We start from the raw sequence: 20263 nt of genomic DNA on the forward strand, positions 1-20263 counted from the left end.
CGTAGCCCGTTCCTTCATTTTCCGGGAGCCATCAGCTCAACGACCTTCTTCTTCACTGGATTGCATCCTGACAACTTGCTTTCGATTGCCATGTTGCCTAGCGAGAAATCGCGATAGTTCTAGGCCAATTCAAGACGCACCCGGATCGCAAAGTGATGCTTTGGCTTCAATGGTCGCTTCTGGCCAACGATTCAGCCCTTGTTCCAGGCTGAGCGAAGAGCACGCACAGCGGATAGACTTGTATTTTCCAAGACAGATTCTCCGATTCGCCATGCCCACCCAAATCGCCAACCCGACGTTGACCGGATCATTTCATCACGGCGCGCTCCGCTGCTTGCGAGGTCAGGAGGGAACCCAAAGCGGATGTTTTGATACCGCGAAAAGCCAAGTACTGCTGAATGCAACTCAATGAATGTAGTATCAATTGAAAACACCAAAGGCATCGTGTTGTTGAGACCATCACAATTGTCAAATGGCCTGAAAATTAAACGTTTCCGCAGAAGGCACCAACAATCCGAGCTCGAATGACTTGAAAACCCCGAATTGATCGTCAAACTTCTCGCATGAGTGAGTATTTTGATGAAATGTTCAACAGCGATGGATCGCTCAGAGGTCCATACGAAGAGATCGGTCGTTGGTTTGATGCGGAAGATGTATCACGGCTAAGAGCCAAACAGCGCGAAGCTGAAGAAGTCTTCAGGCTGACGGGTATTACCTTTAACGTTTATGGCAAAGCCGAAGCAGAGGAACGGTTGATACCGTTTGATATCGTGCCGCGCGTCATTTCCGCACGAGAGTGGCAGCGGCTCGAACGCGGCATCGAACAAAGGGTGCGGGCAATCAATGCCTTTCTTCACGACATCTATCACCGCCAAGAAATCGTAAGGGCCGGACGTGTACCGGCCGAGATGATCGCCGGAAACGAAGCGTTCCTGCCGCAGATGCTCGGTGTCTCGCCGCCCGGTCAGGTTTATACGCATATCGTCGGTGTTGACCTGGTGCGAACCGGACCAGATGAGTTCTTTGTGCTTGAGGACAACGCGCGCACGCCATCCGGTGTCAGCTATATGCTGGAGAACCGGGAAACGATGCTGAAGATGTTCCCCGAGCTCTTCAGTGCCACAAATGTTCGAAATGTTTCCGACTACCCGCGAAATTTGAGGCGGTCTCTTGCAGCCTGCGCACCGGCCTGTGCAGAGGGAGAGCCCACGGTCGCGGTTTTGACCCCCGGTATCTACAACTCAGCCTACTACGAACATGCGTTTCTTGCGGATCAGATGGCAGTGGAGTTGGTCGAAGGACACGACCTGCGGGTCGTCGACGGACGTGTTTGTATGCGGACCACCCGGGGCTACAAGCCTATCGACGTTCTGTATCGACGGGTCGATGACGATTTCTTAGATCCGCTGAATTTCAACCCTGACAGCGCCTTGGGCGTTCCCGGCATTCTGGATGTATACCGCGCAGGGGGCATCACTATTGCGAATGCTCCGGGCACAGGTATCGCGGATGACAAGGCAATTTACTCGTACATGCCTGAAATCGTTGAATTCTATACCGGTGAAAAGCCCCTGCTTCAAAATGTACCCACCTGGCGTTGCAGCGATCCAGAGTCTCTGTCCTACGTGCTGGACAACCTGTCCGACCTCGTGGTCAAGGAAGTACATGGGTCTGGCGGTTACGGTATGTTGATTGGCCCTACGGCCAGCAAGAAAGAGATTTCAGCTTTCCGTGAAAAGCTGAAGAAGAGACCCGGGAACTATATAGCTCAGCCGACTCTGTCGCTTTCAACGGTTCCAATTTTCGCGCGTTCGGGGCTCGCACCCAGGCACGTTGATCTACGCCCCTTTGTTTTGGTGTCCCCAGATGGAGTTAACATCACGCCCGGCGGTTTGACACGCGTGGCGTTGAAGAAGGGGTCGCTCGTCGTGAATTCAAGTCAGGGCGGCGGGACTAAAGACACCTGGGTTCTGGAGGACTGACCATGCTGGGAAAAACTGCTGGCGGGTTGTTCTGGATGTCCCGTTACCTCGAACGGGCGGAAAACACGGCGAGGCTGCTTGAAACAGGTCAGAGGATGGCGTTGACCCGTTCCAAGAACTCTGCCGAAGAATGGGGCTCTGTACTGAAAACGGCGGGCGTTTTGGATGGATACCACGCCAAGTACGACGACATTTCAAAAGACAACGCCGTGGATTGGGTGTTGCGCGATGCCGACAACCCTTCCTCGATCAAGTCGGTCATCAAACAGGCAAGGAACAACGCGCGCCTTGTTCGAACCGCACTGACCCACGATGTTTGGAGCGCTGTAAACGCAAGTTGGATGCAAATCGACGAGGCCATGAAGCGCCGCGTGAATGAGCGCGATTTGCCCGCCATGCTGGAGCTTATTCGCCACCAGGCCGCCCTGGTCCGTGGCGCCACTTTGGGCACCATGCTGCGCAATGATATTTTCGATTTCACCCGCATCGGCACTTTTGTCGAACGGGCCGATAACACGGGGCGCATATTGGACGTGAAGTACTACGTTCTGTTGCCCACGGCGTTCTCAGTCGGCTCGTCACTGGACAACATCCAGTGGGAAAGCATCCTTCGCTCCGTCGGTGCTGGCGGCGGTTATCGAATGACCCACGGTCAGAAAACCCGGCCGTCTGACATTGCTGAGTTTTTGATCTTGGATGAGCGGATGCCCCGCAGTCTTCACTTTTGTTGTAGAAAGATTCAAGAAAACCTGTCCTACCTGAAGAAAGACTATGGCTTTGCGGGTCCGTCATGCGCCGCGTCAAATGCGCTGTACGAGAAATATCTGGACCAGAAGATATCTGATATCTTTGAGTTGGGGCTGCATGAATACATTCAGGATTTTCTGAAAGATCTCGGCAACTTAAGTCGCCAGATCGAGATTGACTACCGGTTCTATGAGTAGCCCATGAAACTGCACATTCGCCATGAGACACGATACGATTTCGACGCGCCGGTCCCCTTTGGCCTGCAGCAGCTGAGGAAAACTCCAAAGTCATTTCGCAATCAGACCATTGAAAGCTGGAGCACTGAAGTCACCGGAGGGGTCAAAGAGCTGAGCTTTGAAGACTACCATCGAAACACAGTGGAATTGATCAGTTTCGAAGCAAATACCCAGAGCATTTCCTTGATATCCGAAGGAGTTGTAGAGGTGGAAGACACACATGGCGTCCTGGGACGCCACGAAGGGTCGACACCGCTATGGCTTTTCAACCGGAGCACGCCTCAGACAACGCCAGGAAAAGGGGTTGCTGATGTGATCGGCGCGCTGCCCGAAGGCGAACCGCTTCAACAGATGCACGCCTTGTCCGAAATTATTCGATCTCGGGTCACCTATGAAGTGGGAAGTTCGCACCCAGGCTGGAGCGCTGAAGACGCCCTTGAAGCTGGTTGCGGCGTGTGCCAGGACCATGCGCATATTTTCACTACCTGCGCTCGAGAGATCGGACTGCCGGCTCGCTATGTTTCGGGTTACCTGATGATGGACGAAACCGAGCTGCAGGACGCGACCCATGCCTGGGCCGAAGTTCATTTGGACGGACTCGGATGGGTGGGATTTGACGTTTCCAACGGGATTTCGCCTGATCATCGCTATGTACGCGTCGCAACCGGTCTGGACTATGCCCAAGCTGCGCCGGTAATAGGGAACAGAATTGGGACAGCGGGCGAGCAATTGACAGTACAGTTGCAAGTCGCACAGCAGTAACGGAGAACTTAATGACCTATGCTGTGGGCATGCGGCTGAACCGCGGACTGGTGTTCATGTCCGATACGCGGACAAATGCAGGCGTCGACAACATTTCGACCTTCAACAAGATGTTCAACTGGACGGTGGAAGGTGAGCGGTCGATCACTCTGCTGACCGCAGGCAATCTTGCGACCACGCAGGCCACAGTAAGCTTGCTTGAGGAGCGTACGAAAGCACCGGTAGATCGTTCTCCCTCGATCCTGGAAGCGCCGACAATGTTTCAGGTCGCGCAACTGGTCGCGGCTACGCTGAACGATGTCATCGAAGAGCATGCCCGGTCTGGGCAACAAGCTGACAGCGCCTTTCACGCGACGCTCATTCTGGGTGGGCAGATTAAGGGCGGGCCGTCTCGATTGTTCCTGATCTACCCCGAAGGCAACTTTATCGAGGCAGGCGACGACACTCCATTCTTTCAGATCGGAGAGACAAAATACGGCCGCCCAATTCTGGTGCGTGCCTACGATCCCGAAATGAGCTTTCCGGAGACCGTGAAACTCTTGCTCGTCAGTTTCGATTCCACAATCAAAGCCAACCTATCAGTCGGGGCTCCGCTTGACCTGTTTTTATACGATGAAGACAGCCTCGGAGGTGGTACACGGTCTAGGTTCGAAACCGACGATCAGTACTTTCGGACCATTTCCGAAGGGTGGGGCGACGCATTGAAATCTGCCTTGTCCAAACTTCCGGAGTACAACTCTTAGAGAAAACAATGCAGTTGAATGCCAGCTTGTTCCGTGAAGCAGACTTTAGTCAGATTTCACTGAGTTTCTGTACCGAGTCCAAAGCTGCCATACATTTAGATAGTGGCTTCCTGACAAAGGTGGCCGGATGACCAATGTATTCCGGTCTAAGGACACGCTGGTTACTAAGCGGTTTTTTCGGAACAGCGATCCATTGTATGCTATCTGACCCTCAAACTCTGCGCCCATGCGCTTCGAAGCCCCCAATTTTGTGCGACTGGGAGGAAGCAGAAACGTCACAGACCGGATACGATCTTCGCAGAGTGCAAATTCTATCGCTAGGGGGTTATCCTGATGCTTAGCCCGAAGACCGAGTGTTTCAGCACGAGGTCAAAGCCCCAGTCAGGACCTTTTCGCTGAAATCCGCCCCATCCCACAAACGCACTATTCGCCAGAATTACCCAATGGCCAAACCTGCCCTGCGCCCACTTGGCTGCCTTCATTTCCACGAAACCAGCTGTCCGGCGCTCGTCTCATTTGTCTTGGAGCATAGGCATATGCAGAGCCAGAGCCGGATCGGACATATGCTCTGCAGTATCCTCGACCGCGATCTCGTTTAGGCGAGTGAAGGTGATTTTTGTCACGTGCTCGTTTGCGACACGCCGTATGCCATCCCTTGGGTCTCAGGATTCGAGATGGCGTCGATCAGGAATTGCGCAAGTGCCTGCTGTTCAGTTTTCGGGGAGAGTACTTCATTGTGGACGGTATGTCGCTATGCTGGCGTCAACACAGAATCCCGTGTCAACCGAGGTCTAGTCTAGGCCAGAGCTCTTCAAAAAATCTCCCAAGATACCGGCGCGGTGCACAACGTTTGGCACAACTGCACGAAGGAGCTTTCCCAGCAGCGTTTGGTCTGGAAACAGCAAAGCCTTCGAAGTCACCGGAACCCGTTTTGGCGTCCGTCACGGAAGCAGCTTTGACGATGGCAGCCACAGATCAGCAACACACCGATGTCTCGCCTTTCGAAGACAGCCGACCGTCCAGAGGCGAAGCAACGGCGCCATGTTCGCGAAACACTGATGCGAGGAACACAGGGTTACAGGGATCACCGACATCCAGGTGCGGTCTTTTTTGAGATCGGGTGCCTTGTCTGCAGAACGAATGATCGCTGTGACGTCTAAATCCTTTGCGAGCGCAGCATCGAGGACAAGCTTACCTGTCCGGCGATTCGCGCCCAAAAGAACCAGCTTAAAAACCTTTTCCTTTCGATCGGAAACTGCACTTGCGACCTGGGCTCAGGCGGAGAGGCAAATCTTGTTGCTGTCCAGGTCCCTGACATAGGCCGAGAAACGCGGTCCCCGTTGGTTCGGTTCGCCTTCGCTCATGCCGCCAAGCTCGATGGCCAATGCGCACAGCCTTTCGACCTCTTCAGCCGACCCGACGCTGAAGCCGACCATGGTTCCTTTTCCATTGGTGGCAGGGTTTTCGTCGAACGGGATGGCGACTGCAAAGGCAAAGCCAGGTCCGAGCCAGTATGTCATTCTCTCGGTGGGCGAGACACGCTCCACGCCCGTTTGACCAAAAAGCTGGTCATAAAAGTGCGTAGCGGCGGCCATGTCGTTGGTACCGACGACGAAGTAGTTCATTTGCATGGTGCGATGTCCGTTGAGATAGCGCGGAGTGTTGAGTGCGTCACTTAACTGTCAGTTTGAAAAACTCGATCAGCTGACCGTTCGGATCGGTGATCTTGAGCAGGTGGATGCCAGGCTCTTCAATGATTTCCGGGGTGGTCGCTCCGGCGGCAATGGCGCGCGCGTGCAGGACCTCAAGATTGGCGGATTGCAGGTAGGGAACTGCGCCCGAACCTGCCTCGGCACCCAGTGCGTACTTATCCCGTGACACGATCGCAAACCAGCCACCAGCCACGTCGAACGCCACGAATTCTGGTAGCCCAATTGTCGGTTCACTGTCGAACAGGGCGCGGTAGAAGGCCTCCGATTCCTCCATGTTGTCGGTCGGCACATAGGCGCCCATGGCCATGATCGGTGCAGTTGCCTGCTGCTCGGACGACTTCGCTGCGAGCGCTGATGGCAGAGCAGCGGCGAGGGTTAAGGCAATGAAACGTCTCATATTCTGATCTCCTTGGTTGAAGCCTTTCCTGCTTTTACCGCGCCTATGCTGACAGCGTGTTGTCAGCATGGTGTCAGTATGTTCTGTTTCTTAGAAAGGAGATCACATGAGGCGCGGCGACAGGCTGTTTGAAGTCATCGAGATTCTGAGACGCGCCAAAGGCCCGATCTCAGCCCAGTCCATTGGTGAAGAACTGGGCGTGACCAAACGCACGGTGTATCGCGATATTGCTGCGCTGATGGGGCAGGGCGTGCCCATAAATGGCGAGGCCGGGGTCGGCTATGTGTTGGAGCCCGGCTTTCATATGCCACCGCTGATGCTGACCCCGGATGAGATCGAGGCCGTTACGCTTGGTGTGCTGTGGGTCCAGACCCGAGGCGAACCCGAACTTGCGTTGGCGGCTGAGAAGCTGATCACCAAGCTGGAAGTTGTCGCTCCTGACAAGTACCGGACGTCATTCCTTCAGCCGGCGGTCAGCGTCGCGCCCGTCGCTCAGCCGGATGAAGTGCTCGGCGCGGCGGCCATTCGTCTGGCCATTCGTTGCCGCAAAAAGATAGCCTTAAAATATTCAGACCACTCAGGCCAAAAGACCCATCGTGTGATATGGCCTATACTGCTTGGTTACCGAGACACCAGCCGCATCATCGCCGCATGGTGCGAGATGCGAGAAGGTTTTCGTTTCTTTCGGACAGAGCGGATCATTCAGGCGGAGGTCCTCGAAGACAGTATTCCCCGGCGAATGGACCTACTTCGAGCGCAGTGGTGCGATGCAACGGATGCAGAACGTAAGCGCTATGAAGAGGGGGCATAGGGCAGGACTTGCCAAAGGACCGCTGTGTCGGTTTAGCTCATCACTTTCCGAATAAAACGATTTTCAACGGTGCGCATAACCACTTTGAACAAAGGTGCAAACAAAATGCTGAATACAGTATCACCACGCCTCCTCGAGAAGAGGGACACGCAAAGCGCCTGACGCATTTCGATACCTGCACCGGGCGCGATCATACGGGCAATACACCCAAAATGATGGCAAGGGAGGTCATGAAGATCGGTTGCAACCGTGTTTGAGACGCCTGAACTGCCGCTTGCCAGCGGTGCAGACTTTGGTCTTCGGCTGGACGCGCGAACTCGACAATCAGGATCTCGGTTTTTGAGGCCAGTGCAATCAGCACCACAAATCTGATTTGAACCAGGTTGTTGTTGTCCAGCCTGGCGATCCAGCCTCTAGTGAACGCAGACCGTAGAACCATTGGTACAATTAGGATAACAGCAGCGGGCAAGGCCCAGCTTTCGTATTGTGCTACAAGAACAAGGAACACAAAGAGTACGGCGAAGCCAAACACAAGAAGCGCAGTGTAGTCGGTGTTCATTTCCCGATAGCTCAGCCCGCAAACCTCATAACCGATGCCCGTAGGCCGGATACGAACAGCCAATGCCTCAATTTACTCTATAGTTTCGGTAGAAGATACACCCGGCATAGTTTGTCTTTGAACTGTAGCGGCCGGATAGAGGTTGTGACGCTACTGACGCAATGGACCTATAGCGTCTTCGAAGTTTGCCACCGCGCCGAAGGACACCATCGCACATTCGTCAAACCGCGTGCGCAACCGCGCGATATCCTTGGCGGTTTCGCGGAACTGTGCATCGGCCTGGGCAACTAGGGTATTTGTGCGGCCTAACAGGTTGAAGTCACTCACAAGGGAAGACCCAAGATAGACTTCCAGCGCTTCGTGGATATTGGCAACCGGTTCGTTCAGCACCCAAGCTCATTCACGGTCAATCTCGGCCCTGACACGCGGGGCTCGGGTGGAGTAGAGCGAGAAGACAGCAATCAGTCCCGGGTTGGCGTTGGCTTCGGCTGACAGAGCCCGCGCGGTTTATTCCAATGCCACAGGGCTAACGTTGCCGTTTTCCTAAAGCATCATCTTCAAGCCGCCTCCAGTCCCGGTACCACGCGACAGTGGAGGTGCTATGACAAAGATCGCGGCATCGTCGAAACCGACCAACCGCTGGTGGGCTTCGATGTCTCATATGGGACATAGGTCAAGACTGCGAACAGGAAGATGTCTTAAGGATGGTATGCGCCTATGAGAAAGATCATGAACCGGGCTTTGACCGAAAATCACCGACTACCTTTCCTTCAATGTATCCGCCAGCATCGACAATAAAAAGTTTGCTAAGCAGCCTCATTCGGAGGCGCTGAGAAGGTATTGACGAACCTTTATATCCAGTTTGATGCTTTTTAAATCGACGATACCGCTTTTCGAAAAAAGTTCTCGAACAGAGCGATAGTTTTCAGCTCTTTTCCAGACAACAGGCGAAGAGGTCGGCGTCCGACCGGACAACGAAGCGAGATAAGACATCGTGCCGAACAATAGCTTTGACTTGTCGCGATGGGGTTTGTTCAGAATGTACAGGCTGAGAGGCGCGTCTGGACCGCGTTCTGAATCGACAACAAAAACCTGCCCCGCGCGGAAGGCGGCTTTGCCATCACATCTTGTCCAGCGGCGCGTCGGTAACTTTCCTTCGCTCAGCGCTTCGACGACACGGCTGTAAACCGTTCCGTTCCGCTCATCCAAAAAGGCAACGTTGACAATGGCTTTGGTTGGATCGTTCGGTGCGCGAAAGAACACTTGATAGGATCCTAGAAACGGCCGCAGCCGTTGAAGATCACCTGGGAACACATCGATCAGAGGGTCTCGTCGCCGATCCGCCTCGGTTTTGGCGAGTTGGGTGGTGTGGCGCCGCAGTTCTGCATGATCTCCCAGCAAGATATGCTCGCCCACGTCGAAGAACCGGCTAATGCGGCGCAAGTTGTTTGGCGAGGGCATGCTGCGGCCGTTGAGGTACTTGGCGAATTGCTGATGGTTGATGCCAATCTCTCTGCAAACAGCCGCCACTGACGGGTAATCCGCACAAAGGTGACGCAGGTTTGCAGCTAAATACTGGTGCATCGGTGGTTGGCCCTTGCATCGCATAAACTCGCTAAAGAAAGCATAATGTAGCGTTATTGTTAAGCTCAAATTGGTGCGTGATCTTCCGAGCAACAGAAGAAGGCTCAGGGAAGGTCAAGCAATGGATAAGTTTCAATACGTGCGGCAGATGGAACAGCGTCTGCAATTGCGTCAGGTGGATCGCCGCCAGTTCATGCGAGGTGTTTTGGCAACAGGCATGACCGTCGGTGCAGCAACGCTTCTGGCGGATCGCGCTGTCGCGGCCACGCCCAAAAAAGGCGGCAGCATGATCGCGGGGATTGGTCATGGCGGGACGACTGAGCAACTCAATCCCGGGCAGATATCAGCGGGTTTCCTGATCCCGTTGAGCCTGGGCATGAACGGTTTCCTGACTGCGATCGACGCGGACAGCAACGTGCAGCCGTCACTTGCAAAATCATGGGAGGCCTCGCCGGACGCGTCGGTTTGGACCTTCGAGATGCGCGACGGGGTCGAGTTCCACAATGGTCGTACAGTGACAGTTGAGGACGTGATTGCCTCGATCAATTTTCACCGCGGAGAAGGGTCAACCTCGACTGGGGCGCCGCTGTTGGCCGGTGTGAAGGAACTGCGTGCGGATGGGCCAAACACCATCGTTTTCGAGCTTGAGGGCGGTAACGCAGATTTTCCAGCCATCCTCAGTGACTACCGTTTTGCTATTCTGCCGGCAGAGGGTGCCAGTATTGACTGGCAATCCGGTATTGGTTGCGGAGCCTATCAACTAAAGGATTTCCAGCCAGGGATTTCGGCGAATCTCGCCCGTCACGGGAACCACTGGAACCCTGATGTCGCGCATGTGGACGAATGGAAACTTTTGGTGCTGCTGGATACGACCGCAAGGATGGCGGCGCTGTCGGCGGGGTCGGTCGACATTGCTGATAAGGTTGATCCAAAGACGGCCAAATTTGTCTCGCGTGATCCAAGTGTTACGCTGCATTCGGTAGCCGGTACGCAGCACTACTCCTTCCCGATGCTGACCAATGCCGCGCCGTTTGACGACAACAATGTGCGTCAGGCGATCAAATGGGGCATCGACCGGCAAGAGTTGGTGGACAAGATTCTGCTGGGTTACGGCGAGGTCGGCAATGATCATCCAATCGGGTCCGGTCAGAAGTATTTCAATGCTGAGCTTGAACAAAAGGCTTTCGATCCGGACAAGGCAAAATACTATCTGAAACAGGCTGGTCTGGAGTCGCTGAATGTCGAACTCTCGTCCTCTGACGCTGCTTTCCCTGGCGCGGTGGACGCAGCGACGCTGATTTCGAACTCGGCCGCGAAATGCGGGATCAACGTTTCTGTCAAACGAGAGCCCAATGATGGTTATTGGTCCGAGGTCTGGACCAAGAAGCCTTGGTGCGCCAGCTATTGGGCCGGACGACCGGTCGAGGATCTTATGTTCTCATTGGCGTTCCAATCCGGTGTCGCTTGGAACGAATCTCTCTGGTCGCATGAGAAATTCGACAAGACTCTGGTCGAGGCTCGGGCTGAACTGGACACCGAAAAACGTCGCCAGATGTATGGCGATATGCAGGATATTGTCGCCAATCAGGGCGGTGTCGCGATCCCGATGTTTGCTTCATATGTCTTTGCCACGCGCCCAAGCGTCGGCACGCCCGAAAAATTCGGCTCGAACCTGGATTTGGACGGAAGCAGCTTTATGGAGCGTTGGTGGAAAGCCGAATAACTCTGGTGAAATGTGATCGCATCGCCAAAGATCAGAGGATGGCTCACGCAGCCGTCCTTTGACGTGTTGGGAACAGGGAATTTATGAAGCTTTTCATTGCGACACTGTCGACAGAAACGAACACGTTTTGCACGATGCCGACTGCGATGTCGGGTTTTGAGGACTACTTCCTGCGGCATGGTACGGCGACACAAGAGCCCCCAAACCTTATGACGGAGGCGCTTCATCTGTGGCGCGATAAGGCCGAAACTCTAGGCTGGCAGGTTGTCGAAAGCCTGACCGCCATAGCCGAACCTGCCGGACCGACCACACGTAGCTGTTATGACGCGCTGAGCGGCGCGATTTTGTCTGATCTCGCAGAATGCGGCGGTGCAGATATCATTCTGTTGCAACTTCACGGCGCGATGGTGGCCGAGCATATAGAGGATTGCGAAGGTGATATTCTGACCCGCGTCCGCAAAAAGTGCCCGGAGGCAACGATCGGCGTTTCGCTGGACCTGCATTCTCATCTGACAAAGAAGATGCTGAAAGCCAGCGATCTGATCGTGCATTTCAGAGAATACCCTCATGACGATGCAACAGCCTGCGCCGCCGAACTGTTTGATCTGGCAAAGCGGGCACATGCGGGTGAGATCACGCCAAAGATGGCGTTTTTTGATACCCGTATGATGAACCTATACCTGACCAAAGCTGGGGCGATGAAGGATTTTGTGGCCGAGATGGCCGCAGCTCAAACCAGACCCGGTGTGTTGTCGGTTTCATTGAGTCACGGTTTTCCCTGGGCAGATGTCGAAGATGTCGGCGCGCGGATGCTGGTAATAGCAGATGGCCAGGCACAACTGGCCGCGCAACTGGCCGAGGAGTTGGGGCGGCGCTTCTTTGAGTTGCGAAACGAAGTAACCACGCGGTATCTACCGATCTCCGAGGCGCTGGATCACATTGGTACACGGTCCGGTCTATGCGTTCTGGCGGACATGGGTGACAATTCAGGCGGAGGAGCGCCGGGCGACGCCACCCATTTGCTGAAAGGCATGCTGGCGCGTGGAATGACACATTTTGCCAGCGGTTTGTTCTGGGATCCCGGAGTAGTGCGTATTTGTCAGGATGCGGGCATTGGAAGCAGATTGAAGCTTCGGCTTGGTGGAAAAACCGGTGTGGTTTCAGGGGATCCGATCGACCTGACCGCAAGGGTTATGAATATCGAGACGGGCCTGGGTCAGCATCTCGGCGCTGGTCTTGAACCCATGGGCACCGTGGTCTGGCTCCGCCTGGATGGAGAAATCGACCTGCTGGTCAACGATCTGCGTGTTCAGGTTTACCATCCTGAAGCCTTCGAGCAGATCGGCATCCGGCTGGCCGAGAAATCGGTGGTGGCGGTGAAATCGCTGTTCCATTTCTACGGCCCGTTCAGCCAAATTTCAGACCACATCCTGCAGGTTGCCAGCCCCGGAGGAACACAGCCCGCTTTCCACGACCTCTCGCTTACCAAACGAAAACTGCCGTTTTGGCCTGCGGTTTCGCAGCCATTTTTAGATGATAGCCTAGTCGACGCCGAATAGCGGTTTCAGCCTATAGTTCGGCCGGACAGTGTTGGCCCAGGGTTTCAGGGGGCAAAACTTAGACTTGGCCAGATAGAGCCTTTTTCTGGTTCTCCACATCCATTCCGGTCGAACTGAAGGTATACCTTGTTGAACCTTCGGTCCGACAATGTGGTGTCAGGCGAAAGCAAACATCTCGCCTTCCGTTGTTCCTTGCAAGACCAGCGCGAAGTCGTTGAACTGGAAAACGCTGCAGGGCGTGACCTCAGTGGTGCGGAATTCGGAAAACCATAGATCCCACGAGGGGCATTCGCACGATCTGTCTCAAGCTCGGATCACGACAAACACTCCGACTGGGTTTCTAGGCGCGCGCCTGGATAGGGCAGGAACAGACCAAGACGCTAGTCTGGACAACGTAGATTTGAACGGCTGTCTCAGCCGGCATGTCGGTCTAGTGGTCGACGCTGCCAGGTAACCCAGACTTGCCGCAGATCGTTCGTGGCGCAAAGAGAAGACCTACTTTCAAGTGAAGTGTTAATGGTCCAAACTCTTCCGAGCCGTCGATAAGACAGCAGAAGCGCTTGGTTTCATGTTGTCCACGCACCCGAAAAAAGCCACCGAAACACGAGGCTTCGCCTATGATACTGAATCGGATTATTAGCCATGCAAAATTATCATAGACAAAAGCGGTGCTGAAACTGCATGGATCAAAGCAATCGGCAAGTTGTTTGAAGGCCTCGGATATGCGAAACCGAGCTAGAAAACCAGGCGGGAAAACCTCAATACTACCTTAGAGGAGGATCATCGGTTCGAGAAACGTCTGATCAAGCCCTCTATGGGAGTCAAATCTTTCAATTCAGCTGCATCTGCCCTGGCTGGCGATAAGCTGGTCAACATGATCCGCAAATTCTATTCATGCCTGAGTTATTGAGGGTCCGCAGTTCGCCCGATTTTCGGAATGTCAGCTCAACGGCGCCAACTGTGTCACTCACAACGAAGTTTACGACAGAGCGTTAGGACGCGTTTATTCTGCAGCGAGAAGTACACATTAGCCCACTGGTCTGTGCGCTCAGATCACTCTAACGAAACCCACAAGACTTTTGCGTCTTCTTTGCTGGTTGAAATGCAACCGTGACCCATTCCGCTGTCGTAGTATAGGGAATCCCCGGCCTTCATGCTCAACGGGCGATAGTGTTCTGAAATAAAAGTTAACTCACCGCTGATCACATACATGAACTCTTCACCCGAATGTCTGATCCAGTTCTCGAACTCGGACACATCACGGGCTTTGATCGTCGCGATGTAAGGCAGCATTCGCTTGCTGGTCAGTTCAGGGCAGAGCAACTCGTGAAGATATGTCGGGGTGTCCTTCATCTCGCCCTGGCCTTTTGGAGTGTAATCGCGGCGGCCCGAAATACCGCTTTGGCCCGATTGCAGGAACAGCTGTGGGGTGCTCATTTCCAGCGCTTGGGTCAGCCTGCGAACAATATCGAAGCTGGGTCGCGTCTGGTTGTTTTCGATCTTGGAAAGTGTCGAGCGACCGATTCCCGCCGCCCGTCCGGCTTCCTCCAACGTCCACCCTTTTGCACGGCGCGCATCCCGGATTGAGCGCCCCAAAGCAGCGCCTTCGTCCTGTTCTTCCGGCCCGACGGCGTCGTTCAGGCTGTCATCGACCATAGAAATCTCCCTGATTTTCCGAAGGTTACCGATTTCCCCATCCTTACACAACTTCACAAGTACGAGATACATGTTGCCTTGAGTATCCAATTTCCACTATAGGAAACAAAATTTCGTACTTGGGATTCGAGTATGGAGGAGGGAACCTTGTTTACAAAATCGCTCAAAGATTCAGATCCGGTTATTGCTGCTTCGATTGTACGTGAAGGCAAGCGCCAAGCAGAACAGATCGAGCTTATCGCGTCCGAGAATATCGTCTCACAGGCTGTGATCGACGCGCAGGGTTCTGTACTCACGAACAAGTACGCCGAGGGCTATCCCGGTCGCCGCTACTATGGCGGTTGCGAATATGTGGATGAGGTTGAGGTTGAAGCGATCGAACGATTGAAGAGGTTGTTCGGCTGTGAGTTCGCCAACGTTCAGCCACACTCTGGCGCGCAGGCAAACGGAGCGGTGAAGCTTGCGCTGCTCAGCCCCGGTGACACGATCCTTGGCATGTCGCTTGATGCCGGTGGTCACCTGACGCACGGTGCCAAGCCTGCTCAGTCGGGCAAGTGGTTTCACCCGGTTCAGTACGGCCTGACGGACGAGGGGTTGATCGACTATGATCAAGTCGAAGCGCTGGCCAAGGCTGAAAAGCCAAAGCTGATTATCGCTGGCGCTTCGGCCTATTCGCAAAAGATCGATTTCGCTCGGTTCCGTGCGATCGCGGATGAGGTCGGTGCATGGCTGCTGGCCGATATGGCGCATATCGCGGGTCTGGTTGCGACCGGGCTGCACCCCTCGCCAATTGGTCATGCGCATGTGGTCACCTCGACGACCCACAAGACCCTGCGCGGTCCGCGCGGCGGGATCATTCTGACGAATGACGAGGCGTTGGCGAAAAAGATCAATTCTGCTGTGTTCCCCGGACTTCAGGGCGGCCCCTTGATGCACGTGATCGCAGGTAAGGCCGTCGCCTTTGGCGAAGCGTTGAAGCCTGAGTTCAAGGAATACATGCAGCGTGTCGTCGGCAGCGCCACCGCTTTGGCAAACGTCATGATGGCGCGTGGTTGTGATATCGTTTCGGGCGGCACAGAAAACCACCTTATGCTGGTTGATCTGCGACCACTTGGTGTTACCGGCAAAGATGCAGAAGCCGCGCTCGAGCGTGCCGGGTTCACATGCAACAAGAACAGCGTTCCGGGTGATCCGGAAAAACCGACGATCACGAGCGGTATCCGGCTGGGAACGGCCGCTGGATGTAGCCGCGGGTTTGGTCCTGATGAGTTCACTCAGATCGGCCACTTGATCGGCGATGTTCTCGATGCGCTGCGTGAGTCCTCTGAACGCGATGCAACCATCGAAGCCGAGACCCGCGCAAAAGTCCGCGCCCTCTGCGCCAACTATCCAATCTACTGAAAGAACACCCAATGAGCATTTACGATCTCATCGTCATCGGGGGCGGCCCCGGCGGTTATGTTGCTGCGATCCGCGCGGCTCAACTGGGTATGAAAGTGGCTTGCGTGGAAGGACGCGGCGCGCTGGGCGGAACCTGTCTGAATGTGGGGTGCATACCCTCCAAAGCGTTGCTGACCTCCTCGGCCAAATATGCCGAGCTTGCACATCTCTCTTCCCATGGCATTGCCGTCGAGGGGGCCAGCATCGACGTGCCGTCAATGATGGGGCGCAAGGACAAGATCGTTGGCGATCTGACCAAGGGCATCGGTTTTCTATTCAAGAAGAACGGCGTTGAGCTGATCGAAGGCTGGGCCCGCATTCCGGCGGACGGGCAAGTGCAGGTTGGCGATGATATCTATGAGGCCAAGAATATCCTGATCGCCACGGGGTCCGAGCCGACGCCTCTGAACGGTATCGAGATTGATGAGAAGGATGTTCTCAGTTCTACCGGTGCCTTGGCGCTGGACACGGTGCCTGATCATCTGGTTGTCGTCGGGGCAGGGGTGATCGGGCTAGAGCTGGGTCAGGTTTGGGCACGTCTTGGGGCCAAGGTCACAGTGGTTGAGTATCTGGACCGCGTTCTGCCCGGTATTGACGGTGAGATTGCGAAACTGGCGCAGCGCGCGCTCAGCAAACGCGGCCTGAAGTTCCAGTTGGGACGCGCGCTGAAGGCCATTGAAAAGTCTGAAATCGGATTGGCGCTTACTCTGGACCGGGTCGGCAAAGACAAGGAAGAGGTGATCGAGGCCGACAAGGTTCTGATCGCCGTCGGACGCCGACCCGTCACGCGCGGGTTGGGGCTGGAAGAATTGGGGATAACTCTTGACCCGCGCGGATTTGTCCAAGTGGACGACAGTTTCCGCACATCGGTTCCTGGCATCTATGCAATTGGGGACTGCGTCCCCGGACCGATGCTGGCCCACAAGGCCGAGGAAGATGGCGTTGCCTGCGTTGAGATGTTGGCGGGGCAGAGCGTCCATGTCGACTACAACACCGTGCCGGGTGTCGTTTACACCGATCCCGAAGTCGCCTCGGTCGGCGTGACCGAAGAGGCGCTGAAGGAGGCCGGTTCCCAATACGCGGTCGGCAAATTCGCGTTCATGGCCAACTCGCGCGCACGGTCGAGCGGAGAAACCGACGGCGCGGTCAAGGTGTTGGCCGACCCGAACGGCAAAATACTAGGCGCGCATATTTGCGGTGCCCATGGCGGTGATCTGATCGCGGAACTCGTTCTGGCGATGACCAAAGGTGCCACCGTCGCCGAGATCGCCTCCACCTGTCATGCTCATCCGGCTATGGGCGAGGCGGTCAAAGAAGCCTGCCTCGACGCTCTGGGCCGCGCGATCCACGCGTAAGAAGGAACCGCCAGATGACCATCCAGCTTCGCCCCCGCCACCCCGAAAAGGCCAGGAAGGCAGACAGTGTCATTCCCCGCAAGCCCAAGTGGATTCGCAAGAAAAAGGGCGACAGCACCGAGTATTATGAAACCCGTCGCTTGATGCGCGAGCATAACCTGGCGACGGTCTGCGAAGAGGCCGCCTGTCCAAATATCGGCGAGTGCTGGTCCAAGCGCCACGCCACCATGATGATCATGGGAGAGGTTTGCACGCGTGGCTGTTCCTTTTGCAACGTCGCCACCGGTCGGCCGGACGCATTGGATGTGTTCGAACCGGGCCGTGTCGCCGCTGCGGTCAAGAAGCTGGGGCTTCGTCATGTGGTGATCACATCGGTTGACCGCGATGACTTGGAAGACGGCGGCGCCGAACATATCGCGCAGACCATCCGAGCGGTGCGGCACCAAAACCCTGCAACCACCGTCGAAGTTCTGACTCCGGACTTCTTGGGAAAAGGGACCGCCGCAGATCTGGTATTTGAAGCAGCGCCGGACGTTTTCAACCACAATTTGGAAACTGTGCCGCATCTTTACCCAACGGTTCGTCCCGGCGCGCGGTACTATACGTCTTTGCGCCTGTTGGACGACGCCAAGCGCGCAAACCCTGAGATCTTCACCAAATCCGGCCTGATGGTCGGCCTTGGCGAAAGCCTTAGTGACGTGCGCCAAGTGATGGATGACCTGCGCGCGGCAAATGTCGATTTCCTGACAGTTGGGCAATACCTGCAACCGACCCCGAAACATCACCCGATTGACCGGTTCTGGTCACCGGAAGAGTTCGCCCAGCTGGAGCAGATCGCACGTTCCAAGGGCTTTCTGCACGTGTCGGCCACCCCGCTGACCCGTTCGTCGTTCCATGCGGACGAAGACTTTGCCGCCCTCAAGCAAGCTCGCCAACGAGCAATTGCTGCCGGGGCATAACCAGACGCACTAGGGAGGAATACCATGGAAGCGTTAAATTCAATCGTAGGGGCCATCAATGGCGTCGTGTGGGGGCCGCTGATGCTGGTTCTCATCCTTGGCGTCGGCTTCTTCCTGCAGGTCGGGCTGAAATTCATGCCGATCCTGCGTGTCGGTACCGGCTTCAAACTGCTGTTTGCAGGCCGCGAAGGGCAGGGTGATGGTCAGATCAGCCCGTTCAACGCGCTGATGACCTCGCTGTCGGCAACCATCGGTACAGGTAACATCGCCGGTGTGGCCACTGCTGTCTTCCTGGGCGGTCCAGGCGCCTTGTTCTGGATGTGGATGACCGCCCTGGTGGGCATGGCCACCAAATATGCCGAAGCTGTCTGCGCGGTGAAATATCGCGAGAAAGATGAGCTGGGGAACTATGTCGGTGGCCCGATGTACTACATCAAGAACGGTCTCGGCGCGAAATGGGCTTGGCTGGGTGTAGCGTTCGCCCTGTTCGGAGCCATTGCTGCCTTCGGCATCGGCAACGGCGTTCAGGCCAACGGTGTGGCACAGGTTCTCGAAGCGAATTTCGGCCTGAACACCTCGGTCACCGGCGTTGTTCTGATGGTCCTGACCGCTGCTGTTATTCTGGGTGGTATCACTCGCATCGGTGCGGTTGCCGGTAAACTGGTTCCGTTCATGGCTGTTGCTTACATCATCGCGGGCCTGCTGGTTCTAATGATCAACATCGGCAACATCGGACATGCGCTGTCGCTGGTCTTCACCTACGCGTTCACCCCGTCCGCCGCAGAAGGTGGTTTTGCAGGTGCTGCCGTTTGGGCTGCCATCCGCTTTGGTGTGGCACGTGGTGTGTTCTCGAACGAAGCCGGTCTGGGGTCCGCCCCGATTGCGCATGCCGCTGCCGAGACCAAAGGTCCAGTAAACCAGGGCCTGATCGCGATGCTGGGTACGTTCATAGACACTATCATCGTCTGCTCGATCACCGGTCTGGCGATCATCGCCTCGGGCGCCTGGACATCGGGTGAATCCGGTGCGGCCCTGACCAGCCATGCGTTCGAACTGTCGCTGCCGGGTATCGGCGGGTATCTGATCGCCATCGCTCTGTCGATCTTCGCCTTCACAACCATCCTCGGCTGGTCTTTCTACGGCGAAAAGTGTGTCGAGTTCCTGCTGGGTGTGAAATCCCTGATGCCATACCGCGTTCTGTGGATCGTCATGATCTACTTTGGCGCAACCGCAGATCTGGGCTTTATCTGGCTGCTGGCAGACACGCTGAACGCCATGATGGCTATCCCGAACCTGATCGCCCTGGCCCTGCTGAGCCCGATCGTCTTCAAATTGACGAAAGAGTTCTTCGCATCGGGCGGCAAGTCCGAAGAGCCGGAGGCAAAACCTGCCGAATAAGTTCGGCCCGACCAAAACGGGGGGCCAATCTGGCCCCCCGCCTTTGAAACAGAATTCCATATCTCGAGGAGATACGTGATGGCCACGAAAATCCTGCTGCCCATTGATCATACCGACGACCGTTCCTGGAAACTGGCTCTGCCGGTCGCTTTGGAACAGGCGAAATTCTACGGTGCCGAACTGCACGCGGTTGCCGTCATCCCCGAGATTATCCAACTTCCGAACCTGCCCGCGAACTATGGCGCCGGAGCAAAGGATCATGTCCGCAACGCGGTTCAGGCCATTCTGGACCACGGCGATGCCTCCGACGTGGCGATCCATATCGAAGAAGGTAGCGTTTATCGCGAAATCCTGAAACTCGCCTACAAAGAGGGTTTTGATCTGATTGTCATGGCCTCCACGAAGGGCGATTTCCCGAACTATGAAATTGGCCCGAACCTCGCCCGAGTGGTTCGGAATGCGCACTGCACTGTGACGGTCGTTCGCGACCAATCCCGCTGATTGAAAGGTTAGAAAGATGACTTCACCGAAGCGCACTCCACTTTACACTCTTCATGTTGAGTTGGGTGGAAAGATGGTTGATTTTGCGGGCTGGGAGATGCCTGTTCAGTATCCGTTGGGGATCATGGGGGAGCACAAG

The 20263-nt window shown here is 55.5% G+C and carries 17 protein-coding genes and 2 pseudogenes; 13 read left to right on the forward strand and 6 right to left on the reverse strand.

What is annotated here, in order from left to right; all coding sequences use genetic code 11:
- Positions 1-563: 563 nt before the first annotated feature.
- From ACR0AI_RS14495 to ACR0AI_RS14510, 4 genes are read left to right on the forward strand one after another with little or no spacing between them, the layout of a single operon-like run.
- Positions 564-1982 (forward strand): circularly permuted type 2 ATP-grasp protein, encoded by a 1419-nt coding sequence (locus ACR0AI_RS14495; protein WP_170638005.1) that lies wholly within the window; start codon positions 564-566, stop codon positions 1980-1982.
- Between the two features lie 2 nt (positions 1983-1984).
- A complete protein-coding gene (locus ACR0AI_RS14500; protein ID WP_170642552.1) occupies positions 1985-2926 on the forward strand; it encodes an alpha-E domain-containing protein in 942 nt (313 codons plus the stop codon).
- Between the two features lie 3 nt (positions 2927-2929).
- On the forward strand, positions 2930-3727 hold the full coding sequence (locus ACR0AI_RS14505; protein ID WP_480675042.1) for a transglutaminase family protein: 798 nt from the start codon (positions 2930-2932) through the stop codon (positions 3725-3727).
- Positions 3728-3738: 11 nt separating this feature from the next.
- Positions 3739-4470: a proteasome-type protease gene (locus tag ACR0AI_RS14510; protein ID WP_480675044.1), complete on the forward strand. Its 732-nt coding sequence runs from the start codon at positions 3739-3741 to the stop codon at positions 4468-4470.
- 941 nt (positions 4471-5411) lie between these two features.
- Here ACR0AI_RS14510 and ACR0AI_RS14515 read toward each other — a convergent pair.
- Genes ACR0AI_RS14515 through ACR0AI_RS14525 form a run of 3 tightly spaced genes read right to left on the reverse strand, consistent with a single transcriptional unit; the run spans position 5412 to position 6579 of the window.
- On the reverse strand, positions 5412-5687 hold the full coding sequence (locus ACR0AI_RS14515) for an NAD(P)H-binding protein (protein ID WP_480675046.1): 276 nt from the start codon (positions 5685-5687) through the stop codon (positions 5412-5414).
- Positions 5688-5744: 57 nt separating this feature from the next.
- Positions 5745-6095 (reverse strand): VOC family protein, encoded by a 351-nt coding sequence (locus tag ACR0AI_RS14520; protein ID WP_480675048.1) that lies wholly within the window; start codon positions 6093-6095, stop codon positions 5745-5747.
- A 46-nt stretch (positions 6096-6141) separates the two neighbouring features.
- Complete coding sequence (locus tag ACR0AI_RS14525) at positions 6142-6579, reverse strand: VOC family protein (RefSeq protein ID WP_480675050.1); 438 nt, start codon at positions 6577-6579, stop codon at positions 6142-6144.
- Between the two features lie 106 nt (positions 6580-6685).
- Between ACR0AI_RS14525 and ACR0AI_RS14530 the strand changes: the two genes are divergently transcribed.
- Complete coding sequence (locus ACR0AI_RS14530) at positions 6686-7390, forward strand: helix-turn-helix transcriptional regulator (RefSeq protein ID WP_480675052.1); 705 nt, start codon at positions 6686-6688, stop codon at positions 7388-7390.
- Between the two features lie 190 nt (positions 7391-7580).
- Here the strand turns inward: ACR0AI_RS14530 and ACR0AI_RS14535 are convergent.
- Both ACR0AI_RS14535 and ACR0AI_RS14540 read right to left on the reverse strand, forming a co-directional pair.
- Positions 7581-8339 (reverse strand): annotated as a pseudogene (locus ACR0AI_RS14535) (efflux RND transporter permease subunit).
- 426 nt (positions 8340-8765) lie between these two features.
- Positions 8766-9533: a helix-turn-helix domain-containing protein gene (locus ACR0AI_RS14540; RefSeq protein ID WP_480675054.1), complete on the reverse strand. Its 768-nt coding sequence runs from the start codon at positions 9531-9533 to the stop codon at positions 8766-8768.
- Between the two features lie 121 nt (positions 9534-9654).
- Between ACR0AI_RS14540 and ACR0AI_RS14545 the strand changes: the two genes are divergently transcribed.
- Positions 9655-11256, forward strand: coding sequence for an ABC transporter substrate-binding protein (locus ACR0AI_RS14545; protein WP_480675056.1), 1602 nt, complete (start codon positions 9655-9657; stop codon positions 11254-11256).
- Between the two features lie 83 nt (positions 11257-11339).
- Positions 11340-12815 (forward strand): M81 family metallopeptidase, encoded by a 1476-nt coding sequence (locus ACR0AI_RS14550; RefSeq protein WP_480675058.1) that lies wholly within the window; start codon positions 11340-11342, stop codon positions 12813-12815.
- Positions 12816-13868: 1053 nt separating this feature from the next.
- Here the strand turns inward: ACR0AI_RS14550 and ACR0AI_RS14555 are convergent.
- On the reverse strand, positions 13869-14471 hold the full coding sequence (locus tag ACR0AI_RS14555; protein WP_480675060.1) for a helix-turn-helix domain-containing protein: 603 nt from the start codon (positions 14469-14471) through the stop codon (positions 13869-13871).
- 132 nt (positions 14472-14603) lie between these two features.
- Here ACR0AI_RS14555 and glyA point away from each other — a divergent pair, with 132 nt between their 5' ends.
- From glyA to gcvT, 6 genes and pseudogenes are all read left to right on the forward strand, one after another.
- A complete protein-coding gene (glyA, locus tag ACR0AI_RS14560) occupies positions 14604-15872 on the forward strand; it encodes a serine hydroxymethyltransferase (RefSeq protein ID WP_480675063.1) in 1269 nt (422 codons plus the stop codon).
- Between the two features lie 11 nt (positions 15873-15883).
- Positions 15884-17266 (forward strand): dihydrolipoyl dehydrogenase, encoded by a 1383-nt coding sequence (lpdA, locus tag ACR0AI_RS14565; RefSeq protein ID WP_480675065.1) that lies wholly within the window; start codon positions 15884-15886, stop codon positions 17264-17266.
- 14 nt (positions 17267-17280) lie between these two features.
- Positions 17281-18225 (forward strand): lipoyl synthase, encoded by a 945-nt coding sequence (gene lipA / locus ACR0AI_RS14570; protein WP_480675067.1) that lies wholly within the window; start codon positions 17281-17283, stop codon positions 18223-18225.
- Positions 18226-18249: 24 nt separating this feature from the next.
- Positions 18250-19623, forward strand: coding sequence for an alanine/glycine:cation symporter family protein (locus ACR0AI_RS14575; RefSeq protein WP_480675068.1), 1374 nt, complete (start codon positions 18250-18252; stop codon positions 19621-19623).
- Positions 19624-19701: 78 nt separating this feature from the next.
- Positions 19702-20124, forward strand: coding sequence for a universal stress protein (locus ACR0AI_RS14580; protein ID WP_170637793.1), 423 nt, complete (start codon positions 19702-19704; stop codon positions 20122-20124).
- A 16-nt stretch (positions 20125-20140) separates the two neighbouring features.
- Positions 20141-20263, forward strand: a pseudogene (gene gcvT, locus ACR0AI_RS14585) (glycine cleavage system aminomethyltransferase GcvT); the annotation flags it as partial.

Source organism: Ruegeria sp. BG3, from assembly GCF_056538485.1.

What these genes read in the sequence shown, in the direction of transcription:
- ACR0AI_RS14495 (WP_170638005.1), top strand. Translation starts at nt 564, where the DNA reads ATGAGTGAGTATTTTGATGAAATGTTCAACAGCGATGGATCGCTCAGA.
- ACR0AI_RS14500 (WP_170642552.1), top strand. Translation starts at nt 1,985, where the DNA reads ATGCTGGGAAAAACTGCTGGCGGGTTGTTCTGGATGTCCCGTTACCTC.
- ACR0AI_RS14505 (WP_480675042.1), top strand. Translation starts at nt 2,930, where the DNA reads ATGAAACTGCACATTCGCCATGAGACACGATACGATTTCGACGCGCCG.
- ACR0AI_RS14510 (WP_480675044.1), top strand. Translation starts at nt 3,739, where the DNA reads ATGACCTATGCTGTGGGCATGCGGCTGAACCGCGGACTGGTGTTCATG.
- ACR0AI_RS14520 (WP_480675048.1), bottom strand. Translation starts at nt 6,095, where the DNA reads ATGAACTACTTCGTCGTCGGTACCAACGACATGGCCGCCGCTACGCAC.
- ACR0AI_RS14525 (WP_480675050.1), bottom strand. Translation starts at nt 6,579, where the DNA reads ATGAGACGTTTCATTGCCTTAACCCTCGCCGCTGCTCTGCCATCAGCG.
- ACR0AI_RS14530 (WP_480675052.1), top strand. Translation starts at nt 6,686, where the DNA reads ATGAGGCGCGGCGACAGGCTGTTTGAAGTCATCGAGATTCTGAGACGC.
- ACR0AI_RS14540 (WP_480675054.1), bottom strand. Translation starts at nt 9,533, where the DNA reads ATGCACCAGTATTTAGCTGCAAACCTGCGTCACCTTTGTGCGGATTAC.
- ACR0AI_RS14545 (WP_480675056.1), top strand. Translation starts at nt 9,655, where the DNA reads ATGGATAAGTTTCAATACGTGCGGCAGATGGAACAGCGTCTGCAATTG.
- ACR0AI_RS14550 (WP_480675058.1), top strand. Translation starts at nt 11,340, where the DNA reads ATGAAGCTTTTCATTGCGACACTGTCGACAGAAACGAACACGTTTTGC.
- ACR0AI_RS14555 (WP_480675060.1), bottom strand. Translation starts at nt 14,471, where the DNA reads ATGGTCGATGACAGCCTGAACGACGCCGTCGGGCCGGAAGAACAGGAC.
- glyA (WP_480675063.1), top strand. Translation starts at nt 14,604, where the DNA reads ATGGAGGAGGGAACCTTGTTTACAAAATCGCTCAAAGATTCAGATCCG.
- lpdA (WP_480675065.1), top strand. Translation starts at nt 15,884, where the DNA reads ATGAGCATTTACGATCTCATCGTCATCGGGGGCGGCCCCGGCGGTTAT.
- lipA (WP_480675067.1), top strand. Translation starts at nt 17,281, where the DNA reads ATGACCATCCAGCTTCGCCCCCGCCACCCCGAAAAGGCCAGGAAGGCA.
- ACR0AI_RS14575 (WP_480675068.1), top strand. Translation starts at nt 18,250, where the DNA reads ATGGAAGCGTTAAATTCAATCGTAGGGGCCATCAATGGCGTCGTGTGG.
- ACR0AI_RS14580 (WP_170637793.1), top strand. Translation starts at nt 19,702, where the DNA reads ATGGCCACGAAAATCCTGCTGCCCATTGATCATACCGACGACCGTTCC.